The 13077-nt window shown below is 70.9% G+C and carries 8 protein-coding genes; all 8 read left to right on the top strand.

From position 1 onward, the window contains the following. Positions 1-35: 35 nt before the first annotated feature. The 8 genes from OG734_RS09460 (at position 36) to OG734_RS09495 (ending at position 13050) form a co-directional block, all read left to right on the top strand. On the top strand, positions 36-2573 hold the full coding sequence (locus OG734_RS09460; RefSeq protein ID WP_443065075.1) for a Pls/PosA family non-ribosomal peptide synthetase: 2538 nt from the start codon (positions 36-38) through the stop codon (positions 2571-2573). Continuing rightward, complete coding sequence (locus tag OG734_RS09465; protein ID WP_330287034.1) at positions 2570-4924, top strand: amino acid adenylation domain-containing protein; 2355 nt, start codon at positions 2570-2572, stop codon at positions 4922-4924. The genes OG734_RS09460 and OG734_RS09465 overlap by 4 nt, the downstream gene beginning before the upstream one ends. A gap of 35 nt (positions 4925-4959) precedes the next feature. Beyond that, entirely contained in the window at positions 4960-6015 is a 1056-nt protein-coding gene (locus OG734_RS09470; protein ID WP_330287035.1) for a TauD/TfdA family dioxygenase, read from the top strand. Beyond that, on the top strand, positions 6015-7070 hold the full coding sequence (sbnB, locus tag OG734_RS09475) for a 2,3-diaminopropionate biosynthesis protein SbnB (RefSeq protein ID WP_330287036.1): 1056 nt from the start codon (positions 6015-6017) through the stop codon (positions 7068-7070). The genes OG734_RS09470 and sbnB overlap by 1 nt, the downstream gene beginning before the upstream one ends. A 97-nt stretch (positions 7071-7167) precedes the next feature. After that, positions 7168-8163, top strand: coding sequence for a 2,3-diaminopropionate biosynthesis protein SbnA (gene sbnA / locus OG734_RS09480; RefSeq protein ID WP_330287037.1), 996 nt, complete (start codon positions 7168-7170; stop codon positions 8161-8163). A 76-nt stretch (positions 8164-8239) separates the two neighbouring features. Continuing rightward, positions 8240-9874 (top strand): acyl-CoA dehydrogenase family protein, encoded by a 1635-nt coding sequence (locus tag OG734_RS09485; RefSeq protein ID WP_330287038.1) that lies wholly within the window; start codon positions 8240-8242, stop codon positions 9872-9874. Positions 9875-10119: 245 nt separating this feature from the next. Beyond that, on the top strand, positions 10120-11475 hold the full coding sequence (locus OG734_RS09490) for a GAF domain-containing protein (protein WP_330287039.1): 1356 nt from the start codon (positions 10120-10122) through the stop codon (positions 11473-11475). 168 nt (positions 11476-11643) lie between these two features. Next, entirely contained in the window at positions 11644-13050 is a 1407-nt protein-coding gene (locus tag OG734_RS09495) for a hypothetical protein (protein ID WP_330287040.1), read from the top strand. Positions 13051-13077: the final 27 nt, after the last annotated feature.

Here is a 13077-nt window from a genome sequence, read left to right on the forward strand (position 1 = left end):
CGATCGAGTTGGCGCCCGTACCGCCGACCGATCCGATCAAGCACACGAACGGGCACCCGACCGGGCACCCGACCGACGCCGGAGGCGGCACCGAGGGGATCCTCGCCGAGGTGCTCGCGGGCGTCGTGAAGACCGACCAAGTTCCGCTCGACAGCCACTTTTTCGACGACCTCGGCGCCAACTCCCTGGTCATGGCCCACTTCTGCGCCCGGGTCAGGAAGCGGGAAGACCTGCCCTCGGTGTCGATGAAGGACGTGTACGGCAATCCGACGATCCGGAGCCTGGCGGCGGCGCTCACCGCCGCCCCGGCCGAGGCTCCCGTCGCGCCGCCGGCCGAGGCCCCGGTGCCCGGCAGTACCTCGCGGTATGTCCTGTGCGGGGCCGCGCAGTTGATCGTCTTCGCCGCGTACTGCTTCCTCGCCGGGCTCGTCACGGTCGAGGGCTACCAGTGGATCAACGCCGGTGCGGGGGCCGTCGACGTCTATCTGCGGTCGGTTCTGTTCGGCGGCGCCGCCTTCGCCGGGATGTGTGTGCTGCCGGTGGTCGCCAAGTGGGTGCTGGTCGGCCGGTGGAAGGCGACCGAGTTCCCGGTCTGGGGTCTCGCCTATCTGCGCTTCTGGACGGTCAGGTCGCTGCTGAACGCCAACCCGATGCGCCTGTTCACCGGGAACCCGCTCTATGTGCTCTATCTGCGGGCGCTCGGCGCGCGGATCGGGAAGGGCGTGACCATCCTCTCGCCCGCCGTTCCGGTCTGCACCGACCTGCTGACGGTCGGCGCGGGCACGGTCATCCGCAAGGACTCCTACTTCCTCTGCTACCGAGCCGTCGCCGGACGCGTCCAGACCGGCCCGGTCACCCTCGGCAGGGACGTGTACGTCGGCGAGAAGACCGTCCTCGACATCGGTACCTCGATGGGCGACGGGTCCCAGCTCGGCCACACCTCCGCGCTGTTCGAGGGGCAGACGGTGCCGGCGGGCCTTCGCCGGCACGGCTCGCCCGCCGAGCCCACCGACGTGGACTACGTACGGATCCCCGGAGCCCACTGCTCCACCGTCCGACGCTTCGCCTACGGCTTCGCCAGTCTCCTGCAACTCCTGTTGGTGTACGTGCCGTTGGCGGTCGGCGGCAGCTTTCTGCTGCTCGACCTGGCACCCCGCCTCAAGGCGCTGTTCGACCCGGACGTGGCCGACATGAGCTCTGTCCGCTTCTACGCCGAGGCCCTGGGCGTCTCCCTCACGCTCTTCGCCGCCGTGATCGTCGTCGGAGCCACGACCGTGACCCTGGTCCCCCGGCTGCTGAACCTGGTGATCAGGCCGGACCGGGTCTATCCGCTGTACGGGCCGCACTACTCGGCGCAGCGGGCCGTCACCCGTCTGACCAACCTCAAGTTCTTCAAGTGGCTGTGCGGCGACAGCTCGTACATCGTCCACTATCTGCGGGCCCTCGGCTACGACCTCTCGCACGTCGAGCAGACCGGCTCCAACTTCGGTACGGAGGTCCAGCACGAGAACCCGTACCTGGTCTCCGTCGGTCGCGGCACGATGGTCGCCGACGGACTGTCGGTGCTCAACGCCGACTACTCCGCCACGTCCTTCCGTGTCTCGCGGGCGTCGATCGGAGCGCACAGCTTCCTCGGCAACCACATCGCCTACCCCACCGGTGGCCGCACCGGCGAGAACGTCCTGCTGGCGACGAAGGTGCAGGTGCCGCTCGACGGCCAACTCCGGGAGAACGTCGGCCTGCTGGGATCACCGTCCTTCGAGATCCCGCGGTCGGTGGAGCGCGACAGCAGCTTCGACCATCTGCGGGAGGGCGACGAGTTCCACCGCCGTCTCGCCGCGAAGAACCGCTACAACCTGCGCACGATAGGCCTGTTCCTGTTCGTCCGCTGGCTGCACTCCTTCCTCCTGACGGTGCTCGGCTTCGCCGCGTTCGCCGTGTACGGCACGCACGGCATCGCCGCCGGCGCGCTGGTCGGTGCCTCTCTGGTCCTCGGGCTCGTGCTCACCGCCGGGTACTACGTGCTGGTCGAGCGGTTCATCACCCGGTTCCGGCGCCTGGTACCGCAGTTGGTCTCCATCTACGATCCGCACTTCTGGTGGCAGGAACGCCTGTGGAAGGTGCCGGTCGACTTCCTCGTCGTGTTCAACGGGACGCCGTTCAAGAACGTGCTGTGGCGGCTGCTGGGCGTCCGCATCGGGCGCCGGGTCTTCGACGACGGCGCCGCCATCACCGAGCGCACGCTCACCACGATCGGCGACGACTGCACGCTCGGCGCCCACAGCAAGATCCAGGCCCACTCGCAGGAGGACGGCACCTACAAGTCCGACCAGATCGTCCTCGGCTCGGGCGTCACGCTCGGCACCGGCGCGCTGGTCCACTACGGCGTGTCGATGGGCGACGGATCCCAACTCGCCCCGGACTCCTTCCTGATGAAGGGCGAGGACGTGCCGTGCCTGGCCCGCTGGGGCGGCAACCCGGCAACGGCCCTGCGCAGCGACCAGATCGCGCCTTCCGAACAGACCAACCAGCTCGCACACATCGCACAGATTTCGACGGGGGCAGTCCGATGAACACGATCCCACGCTGGGTACCCGGCCCGGTCCCGGGCGAGGACCCGCAGCACCCGCGCCACTCGGCGTACGCCGAATACGAAGTCCCGCTCGACGCGAGCCTGTCGAGGTCGGCCTGGTTCGAGTCGGCGCTGCTCGCCGCGCACGCCAAGGTCCTCGCCGCGCTCTCCGGTGAGCGGGAGGTCACCACCGGGTACGTGGCGGTGAAGGGCGAACGGCCCGTGCCCCGCCGGATGGTGGTCGCCCCCGGCTCCTGGCAGGAGCTGCTGGCGCTGACGGACCTCGCCGACGAGGTGAGCGACGCGGACGAGCCCCCGTACGAGAGCGTGCTCGACCCGCACGGCGGCGCCCCCTCGGACGACGGCGCCGACAGCGCCGTGTTGTACCTGAGCGTCGGAGAGCGCACCCTGCGGCTGCACCACCGCACCGATGTCCTCGACACCGGCGCCGCCGCCCGGATCGCCGGCTACCACCTCACCGCCCTCTCCCTGATGGCCGCCGACCCGGACGCCGACCACGAGCAGCAGAGCCTGCTGTCGGGAGACGAACTCGCCTTCCAGCTGGACGGGTTGGCCGGCGCGGTCCGTGAACTCCCGGACCGCCGGGTGCACGAGCTGTTCGAGGAGCGGGTACGGCACCACCCGGACGCCGTCGCGGCGGTGCAGGGCGGGACGGAGTGGACCTACCGGGAGCTCAACTCCCGGGCGAACCAGCTCGGTCGGGCACTGCTGGCTCGAGGACTGACCCGTGAGGGTGTCGTCGCCGTGGTCACCGAGCGCAACCTCGACTGGATGGCCGCCGTGCTCGGGGTCCTCAAGGCGGGCGGTGTCTATCTGCCGGTCGAGCCGCACTTCCCGGCCGAGCGCATCGCCGCCACCCTCATCCGCGCCGAGTGCGCGTACGTGGTCACCGAACACGGCAGCACCACCACGCTGGACGGGACGGGGACGGACGTACCGAGGCTGTACGTCGACGAGATCGCGGCCCTGGGGCACGCGGACGACGACCTCGGGGTGAGCGTCGGCGCGGACCAGCTGGCCTACATCTACTTCACGTCCGGGTCGACCGGTGAGCCCAAGGGCGCTATGTGCGAGCACGCGGGCTTCGTCAACCACGTCCTCGCCAAGCTGGAGGACCTGGGTGTCGGCGAGGGACAGGTGGTCGCGCAGACCGCTCCCCAGTGCTTCGACATCTCACTGTGGCAACTGGTGTCCGCGCTGCTCGTCGGCGGCCGGACGCTGCTGGTCGGGCAGGACGTGATCCTGGACGTCCCCCGGTTCGTGGACACGATCGTGCACGGTGGCGTCAATGTGCTCCAGATCGTGCCGTCGTATCTCGAAGCCGTGCTGGCCGAGTTGGAGCAGCGTCCTCGTGAACTCCCCGATCTGCACTGTGTGTCGGTCACCGGGGAGGCGGTGAAGCGGGAGCTGGTGCAGCGCTGGTTCGCGGCCCAGCCGGGGATCAAGGTCGCCAACGCCTATGGCCTGACGGAGACTTCGGACGACACCAACCACGAGGTGATGGACCGGGTACCGGACGGGCCCCGCATTCCGCTCGGCCGGCCCGTGCGCAACGTACGCGTGTACGTGGTCGACGAGCACCTCGCGCCCGTGCCGCTCGGGGCGCCCGGCGAGATCGTGTTCTCCGGGGTGTGTGTCGGGCGCGGGTACGTCAACGACCCCGAGCGCACGGCGGCGGCCTTCACACTGGACCCGTACCGGCCCGGTGAGCGGCTCTACCGCAGCGGTGACCACGGGCGCTGGCTGCCCGACGGCAGGCTGGAGTTCCTCGGCCGCCGGGACACCCAGGTCAAGCTGCGGGGCTTCCGGATCGAGATCGGCGAGATCGAGAACGCGCTGCTGCGGGTGCCCGGGGTCCGGGACGGCGCCGTGGTGGTCGTGCGGGGTGCGCGGCTGGTGGCGTTCTGCACCGGCGCCGAACTCGTCGGCGTAAAGGAGCGGTTGGCCGAGTCTCTGCCCGCGTACATGGTTCCGGCGGCTGTGCACTGGCGGGAGCGGCTGCCGCTCACCGCCAACGGCAAGACCGACCGCAGGACACTCACCGCGCTCGCGGAGGAACTCGACTCCGCCGAAGACCGCGCCGGGGAAGGCCTCGTGGGGCCGGAGAGCGCCGGTGAGCGGCGGCTGGCCGCCGCCTGGGCCGAGGTGCTCGGCGTTCCGGCGGACCGGATCGGCCGTCTGGACCACTTCTTCGACCGCGGCGGCACCTCGCTGTCGGCGGTCCGGCTCGCGATCGCCCTGAACCGGGCGATCACCCTCAAGGACGTCATCCGCCACCCGGTCCTCGCGGACCTGGCCGAGCTGCTCGACGCGCCGGCCACCACAGCCTGACGACGGCCGCGCGCCGCACCGAAAGGAACGACACCATGACACTCTCATCCGCTTCACCGGCCTCAACTCCCGTACCCCAGGCCGTACTTCCCGGCATCGAACTGCTCCCCGGCCGGCCGCCGACCCTGCGCACCCCGCCCGTCGCCGACCCGGCGGAGTGGGCGGGCGTCAACCGGGACGCGCTGCGGGCGGCCGTCGCCGAACACGGCTCGCTGCTGGTGCGCGGCCTAGGCCTGCACGAGCCTGCCATGACCGGCGCCGTCCTGCGGCGGCTCGCCGACCGCCTGACGATCGACCAGGAGGCCTTCGCGCCCCGGCGGCGGTACGCCGACGGCGTGTACTCGTCCTCCAAGTGGCCGCCGAACCAGCCGATGTGCATGCACCACGAGCTGAGCTACGCGCTGGAGTTCCCCGGCCTGCTGATGTTCGCCTGTCTGGAAGCGCCCGCCGAGGGCGGCGCGACCGGGGTGGCCGACTCCGCGGCCGTGCTCGACGCGCTACCCGCCGAACTCGTCCAACGCTTCGAGCGGGAGGGCTGGTTGCTCACCCGGACGTTCAACGACGAGATGGGCGCAACGGTCGCCGAGGCCTTCGGCACCTCCGACCGGGCCTCGGTCGAACGCTACTGCCGGGCCCACGCCATCGAGTTCGCCTGGGAGCTGGACGGCTCCCTGCGCACCCGCCAGCACCGTAGCGCCGTTCTGCGCCACCCGGTCACCGGCCACCGCTGCTGGTTCAACCAGATCGCTTTCCTCAACGAGTGGACGATGGACCCGGAGGTCCACGAGTACCTGGTCGACGTGTACGGCGCCGACGGCCTCCCCTTCAACACCCGTTACGGCAACGGCGATCCGATCGGCCTGGACGTCGTCCAGACCCTCAACGAGGTGTACGAGGCACACACCGTGCGTGAGCCGTGGCGCGGCGGCGATCTGCTGCTCGTCGACAACATCCGTACGGCACACAGCCGGGAGCCCTTCGAGGGGCCACGCGAGGTCCTCGCCGCCCTGGCCGACCCGGTCCGCCGCACCGACTCCCCCGACTCCGCCGACTCGACCGGCTCCGCCGGTTCCTTCGAAGGGACAGCCTGATGACCACGTACAACTCGGAGCAGTCGGCCCCCCTCACCGTCCCGCCGTTCGCGGTGGTCTCCGGCGGGCAGGTCCAACAGGCTCTCCAGGGGCGGGAATCGGACGTCGTCGACCTCGTCGAGGCGGTGTACCTGCTGCACGGGGCCGGGGACTCGGTGAACCCGCCCTCGTACTTCCTGCGGTTCCCGGACCGTCCGTCGTCGCGGATCATCGCGCTGCCCGCGTCGATTGGCGGGGACGTGCACGTGGACGGACTGAAGTGGGTCTCCAGCTTCCCGGAGAACGTGGCGGCCGGGATTCCGCGGGCGTCGGCCGTGCTGATCCTCAACGACCACGACACCGGCTACCCGTTCGCCTGCCTGGAGAGCTCCATCATCAGCGCCTCCCGCACGGCGGCCTCTGCCGCACTGGCCGCCGACCGGCTGAGCCGGGGACGCGGTCGGCCGACCCGGGTGGGGTTCGTCGGCACCGGGCTCATCGCCCGCTACATCCACACCTATCTGGCCGCCACCGGCTGGGAGTTCGACGAAACGGGCGTGTACGACCTGTCCGCCGACAGCGCGGCCGGCTTCCGGGGCTACCTGGAACGGTCGGACGGCGGCGGCAAGGTCACCGTGCACGACAGCGCCGAACAACTGGTCAGGTCCAGCGACTTGCTGGTGTTCGCCACCGTCACCGCGAAACCGCACATCCACGACGTGTCGTGGTTCGACCACCATCCGCTCGTCCTGCACATCTCGCTCCGCGATCTCGCGCCGGAGATCCTGCTCGCCTCGGCGAACTACGTCGACGACATCGAGCACTGCCTGAAGGCGGAGACCTCGCCGCACCTGGCCGAACAGCTCACCGGCGGCCGGGACTTCATCGACGGCACACTGGACGACGTACTCACCGGGCGCACAAAGGTCCCGGTGGACCGGCCGGTGGTGTTCTCGCCCTTCGGCCTCGGGGTGCTCGACCTCGCCGTCGGCAGGTTCGTCCACGACGAGGTGGCCCGCCGCGGCGAACTGCGTGTCGTCGACGGCTTCTTCCACGAACTGCGCCGGCACGGCTGACCCGTCAGGGGGTCGGTCGCAGCGCCCGGTCGCCGGGCGCCGTGCCACAGATCAGCAGGCGTGTCGAGGAACAGGCGCGCCGACACAGGGGGACAACATGCCAGTCATTTCCCAGCCATCGGACTTCAACGAGGATGAGCTCTACGTCGACCTGCGGGCCACGGTCGGGCTCCCCCTCTTCCTGAAGTGCGAGGGCTTCAACTTCGCCGGTTCGATCAAGATGAAGGCCGCCTACGAGATGGTGACGGCCGCCGAACGGGACGGCAGGCTGCGACCGGGATCCGTTCTCGTGGAGTCCTCCTCGGGCAACCTGGGCGTGGCGCTCAGTGTGCTCGCGGCGAGCCGGGGCTACCGGTTCCTGTGCGTGACGGACTCACGCTGCAACGCGCAGGCGATCCGTCTGATGGAGGCGCTGGGCAGCCGGGTGCACGTCATCGACCAGCCCGACCTGCACGGCGGTTTCCTGGGCGCCCGGATCGGATACGTCCGCGCGCTGTGCGCCTCCGACGAGCGGTACGTCTGGCTCAACCAGTACACCAACCAGGGGAATTGGCGGGCGCACTACCGCACCACGGCACCGGCGATCGCCCGCCGGTTCCCCGGCCTGGACGTCCTGTTCGTCGGCGCCGGCACCACCGGCACCCTGATGGGCTGCGCGCGCTGGTTCTGGCAGTGGAACCGGCGGGTGCGGATCGTCGCCGTCGACAGCGTCGGCTCGGTCACCTTCGGAGGGCCGCCCGGGCCCCGGATGATCCCGGGCCTGGGCACGAGCGTACGGCCGCCGATGCTGGACGAGTCGTACATCGACGAGGTGATCCACGTCGAGGAACCGGACGCGGTGCGCGTCTGCCGCCGGCTCGCCTCCCGGGGCTTCCTGTTCGGCGGGTCCACGGGCACGGTGATCAGCGGGGCGACCCAGTGGCTGGCCCGGCACGACGGGCGGGACCTCACGGCGGTGGCGATCGCCCCGGACCTCGGCGAGCGCTACCTCGACACCGTGTACCACCCCGGCTGGCTGGAGTCCCTCCAGGCCGACCAGGACCTGGCCTCCCTGGCCTCCGACGAACTGGCGGCACTCTCCGGGCCGGCCTGACAGGCCACCACGGCATGGGGTGCTGCGCGGCGGGGAATCCGGTGACCGACACCGTACCGGGGGGTAGGTTCCTTCCATGGCAGCCAGCACCCACACCGTGACCAACCAGGCGCCGCCCCTGGTCGGATATGACGTGTTCACCGCCGACAAGGCCCTGGTGGCGGCCGTCGAACGGCATCTGGACCCCGGGCTTCTCGACGAGGCCCGGGAGGACCTCTCCGGGCTCGGTAAGTCGACCGGGTCCGCGCAGGTGCAGGAATGGGGGGCGCTCGCCAACGAGAACCCCCCGAAACTGCGGACGCACGACCGGTACGGCAACCGGGTCGACGAGGTGGAGTTCCATCCGGCCTATCACCGGCTGCTCGGCAAGGGCGTGTCGGCCGGGTTGACGGCGGCCTGGACGCGACCGGGCGGACATGTGCGGCGCGCCGCGGGATTCGTGGTCTGGTCGCAGGCCGAGGCGGGCCATGGCTGCCCGCTGTCGATGACCCACGCGGCGGTACCCGCGCTGCGCACCGACCCGACGCTCGCCGCCGAGTGGGAGCCCCGGCTGACGTCCACCGTCTACGAGGAGGGGCTCGGGCCGGCGGACCAGAAGGCCGGCGTGCTCTTCGGGATGGGCATGACGGAGAAACAGGGCGGCAGCGACGTACGGGCCAACACGACCGTCGCGACGCCGCTCGCCGAGGACGGGACGTACGAGCTGACGGGCCACAAGTGGTTCTGCTCGGCGCCCATGTCGGACGGCTTCCTGGTGCTGGCGCAGGCTCCCGGCGGGGTGACCTGCTTCCTGCTGCCGCGCGTCCTGCCTGACGGCACGCGCAACGAGTTCCGCATCCAGCGGCTCAAGGACAAGCTGGGCAACCGGTCCAACGCGTCCGGCGAGGTCGAGTTCGACGGGACGTGGGTGCGCCGGGTCGGGGACGAGGGGCGCGGGGTGCGCACCATCATCGAGATGGTCGCGATGACCCGGCTCGACTGTGTGCTCGGCGCGACCGCGCTGATGCGACAGGCGGTCGCCCAGGCCGTACACCACTGCACGTACCGCGAGGCCTTCGGCGGAAAACTCGTCGACAAGCCGCTGATGCGCAACGTGCTGGCCGATCTGGCCCTGGAGTCGGAGGCGGCGACGACTCTCGCGCTGCGGCTGGCCGCCGCCTATGACGACGGCGGCGAGCAGGAACGGGCGTTCCTGCGGCTCGCGTTGCCGGCCGCCAAGTACTGGGTGACCAAACGCTGCACCCCGTTGGTCGTGGAGGCGTCCGAGTGTCTGGGCGGCAACGGCTATGTCGAGGAGTCGGGCATGCCCCGGCTGCTGCGCGAGTCGCCGCTCAACTCGATCTGGGAGGGCGCCGGGAACGTCCAGGCGCTGGACGTGCTGCGGGCGATGCAGCGGGAGCCCGCAGCCCTCAACGCGTTCCTCCAGGAGGTCGGGAAGGCGCGCGGAGCGGACCACCGTCTGGACGGCGCCATCAAGGACCTGCTGACCGAACTCGCCGATCTGGACGGCATCGAGGGCCGGGCGCGACGGCTGGTCGAGCGGATCGCGCTGGTGCTCCAGGGCTCGCTGCTGGTCCGGTTCGCACCCCCGGAGGTCGCCGACGCGTTCTGCGCCTCACGCCTGGGCGGCGACTGGGGCAACGCTTTCGGTACCCTCCCGCACACCCTGGACCTGGCGTCGGTCGTGGAGCGGGCCCGGCCGGTCGCGTAGGCGCCGGAGTCGCGGGGGTGGTGCTGCGCCGACACGGCACCACCCCCGCTCACTTGCCCCGCATCGATCGGGAGCACGGACGCCGCGCGGCGGCGTCGCCCAAGTTTCAGCCACCGCAGAGCGGTTCACCAGGGTTGCAGGGGGTTGCAACTTGTTGGCATCTGTGTGCGGAGTGTGGTCCTCCGCGCCCCCGGGGCGGCACCATAAGACATCGAGTCAGTACGGGCCGGGAGGACGAGAACACAGTGGCGAACCCGCCGATGGACGTCACGCGACTCGCAGGCCGTGACACGGCGCAGGCGGCGCGGCTGCTCAGCGACGTACGCGCGGCCCGCCTCACCGGACAGCGACCGCGCCTGGCACCCCGCCCGGTGATCGACCAGTCCTGGGACCGCATGCTGCGCAGCGGCGTCGACCCCGACCACGGCGTCCGGACGGGGCTGCTGACCCGCGAGGAACTGGAACGGCGGCGCGAGACGTCCCGGCTGCGGCATGTCCTCCCGGTGCTGAGGCAGGGGCTGTTGTCGGTCGCGGACGCCACCCAGCACATCATGCTCGTCGCGGACGAGGACGGCCGGGTGTTGTGGCGCGAGGGCAGTACGCCGGTGCTGCGCAGGGCCGACCGGTTCGGGATCGAGCCCGGCGCCGACTGGGCCGAGGAGGTCGTCGGCACCAATGGTGTGGGCACCCCGGCGGTCGCCCGGCGCCCCGTACAGGTCTTCGCCTCCGAGCACTTCGTACGGTCGCTCGCCACCTGGACGTGCACGGGCGCCCCGATCACCGACCCGCGTGACGGCCGGCTGATCGGCGTGGTGGATGTCAGCGGGCCGCTGGAGACCATGCATCCGGCGACGCTCGCCTGGGTCGACTCGGTCGCCAAACTCGCCGAGGCGCGGCTGCGGGAGCGGCACCATCACTCGCTGGAGCGGCTGCGCGCGTCGGCGGCGCCGGTGCTGGCGCGGCTCGGCGGGCGGGCCCTGGCGGTGGACCGGGACGGCTGGACGGCCGCGGTCACCGGCCTGCCGTACACGAACCGCGTCGCCCTGCCCAAGTCGTTGTCCCCGGGCCGCCGTTGGCTGCCGGCGCTGGGACTGTGCGCGGTGGAGCCGCTGGCCGGGGGCTGGCTGATCCGCGTCGCCGCCGAGCTCGAACCGCGCGGTGCCACGCGGATCGTCCTGGACCTGGGCCGTGCGCGCCGCTGGTCGGTGGCGGTGTCGGGCCCCGCGGGTTCCTGGACCCACGAACTGAGCCCCCGGCACGCCGAGTTGCTGTACCTCCTGGCACTGCACCCGGCCGGCCGCAGCGCGGCGGGCCTGGCCGACGACGTGTTCGGTGACCCGAGTCGCACGGTCACGGTGCGCGCGGAGATGTCGCGGATACGGCGATATCTCGGGGCGTTTCTCGACCACCGCCCGTACCGCTTCAGCGAGGACACGGAGGTGGCCCTCCTCCTCCCGGACGACCCCCGCGATCTGCTTCCCCACTCGACGGCGCCGACCGTGGCGAAGGGGCGGGGCACGGAGGCCGAGGGCGGCGAGGATTCCGGGAGACGAGCGGAGCCGATACTGGCGCACAGTGACCCGTCGGTGACACCGGTGTGAGAAAACGCACCCGAACGGCCGCCGGGTTCAACACAGGCCGACGGATTCCGGAGTATTCGACCAGGCCCGGTGCCCCCTGACGTACCATCCTTCCCACGGCCCCCCACACTGCCTTCCCGGTTGAACGCACGGACCGTGAGCCGCAGTTGGCCTGCCTCGGGAGGATGAATGAAACATCGCGGCAGACACCGCAGGCAGAGGAGGGGCAGAGCGCTGCGCGGAGTTCTCGCCGGAACCGCTCTCGCCCTGACCGCCGCGGCCACCATCGTCAGCGCCTCCCAGGCAGTGAGCAGCGACAACCCGGGGCCCCTGAAGTCCGTCACGTCCGCCGCCGAGCTGAAGAACTTCCAGCTCAAGGAGCACCTGGCGTCCAAGAGTTCACTCGACCGGCTGGCCACCTCCATGGGCGGCACGGTGGGTGTGAGCACCGTCCTGGAACACACCAACCGCACGATGCGCGACGCGGCCGACTGTGCCCCCACCGAGACCGAGGCGCTGCCCGTCGCTCCGACGGCCACCCGTGGGTACTGCTGGGACCACGCCGATTCGGCCAGTCAGCGCTGGCTGCCGCAGTCCGTCACCACCTCCGGTGACGCGGACGAGGACGGCCGCTGGGGCGCCAACCGTGTGATTCTCTCGGGCTGGACGCACAACGACGCCAAACCGGGCGAGCCCGAGGTCTCGCGGGGTCTCGCGCGGGTCGCCGTCATCGACGCGAACGACCTGAGCAGCATGACGTACCGCTGGGTGCTGCTGGTCGTCCCGACCGAGGACGGCTCGGACTACCGCAAGCTGGAGTCCTCGATCTCCGGCATGGTCTGGTACCAGGACAAGCTGCTGGTCACCGCCTCGCCCAAGGACACCGACCGCAAGTCGCTGTACGTGTACGACATGAACCGCATCCAGCGCGCCTCGGTCGACAGCCCGGCGGTCGGCCGGGTGCCCGGCGGCTGGTCGGCGCACGGCTACGGGTACGTGATGCCCGCCGTCGCCTCGTACAGCCTGGCCGGTGGCACGTGCGACCCGGCGGCCGACGACCGCGTCCCCTGTTTCGGCTCGCTCTCCCTTGACCGCACCTCCACGCCCGACAGCCTGGTCGCGAGCGAGTGGTTCCCGGCCGGCGCCGATCAGCGCAGCCGCCTCTGGCGCTACTCGTTCAGCCGCGCGGGCGACCGTTCCGGCCTCCTCGCCGCCAACGCGTTCGGCCGCGTGAACGCGGTCGAGGCGTACTCGACGAAGGCCACCGCCATCCAGGGCGTGCTGTCCTACCGGTCGGCGGGCGACGAGAAGGCGGACTGGTACATCGGCCTCGCCCCCGACGACAAGGACCGCCACGGCACCCTCTGGCGGCTGGACTCCGACGGCGCGAAGGCCGCCCGCTGCGGCTCAGACGACGCGTCCCGCCGCTGCTGGGCCGAACACGCCGAGTCCCTCTCCTACTGGGAGACCACCGGCGAGGTCTGGTCACTGACGGAATGGGCGGCGGACGAACGGGCCGGATGGCGGGGGACGCCGGTCCCGGAGCGAGTGCTGTACGCCGTACCCCTGTCATCGATCACCGGTTCGCTGAAATAACCACGGGATGATGTCGGGCGCGGGGCT

It is taken from the genome of Streptomyces sp. NBC_00576 (assembly GCF_036345175.1).
Taxonomy (GTDB): domain Bacteria; phylum Actinomycetota; class Actinomycetes; order Streptomycetales; family Streptomycetaceae; genus Streptomyces.

What these genes read in the sequence shown, in the direction of transcription:
- sbnA (WP_330287037.1), top strand. Translation starts at nt 7,168, where the DNA reads ATGCCAGTCATTTCCCAGCCATCGGACTTCAACGAGGATGAGCTCTAC.
- OG734_RS09470 (WP_330287035.1), top strand. Translation starts at nt 4,960, where the DNA reads ATGACACTCTCATCCGCTTCACCGGCCTCAACTCCCGTACCCCAGGCC.
- sbnB (WP_330287036.1), top strand. Translation starts at nt 6,015, where the DNA reads ATGACCACGTACAACTCGGAGCAGTCGGCCCCCCTCACCGTCCCGCCG.
- OG734_RS09485 (WP_330287038.1), top strand. Translation starts at nt 8,240, where the DNA reads ATGGCAGCCAGCACCCACACCGTGACCAACCAGGCGCCGCCCCTGGTC.
- OG734_RS09495 (WP_330287040.1), top strand. Translation starts at nt 11,644, where the DNA reads ATGAAACATCGCGGCAGACACCGCAGGCAGAGGAGGGGCAGAGCGCTG.
- OG734_RS09465 (WP_330287034.1), top strand. Translation starts at nt 2,570, where the DNA reads ATGAACACGATCCCACGCTGGGTACCCGGCCCGGTCCCGGGCGAGGAC.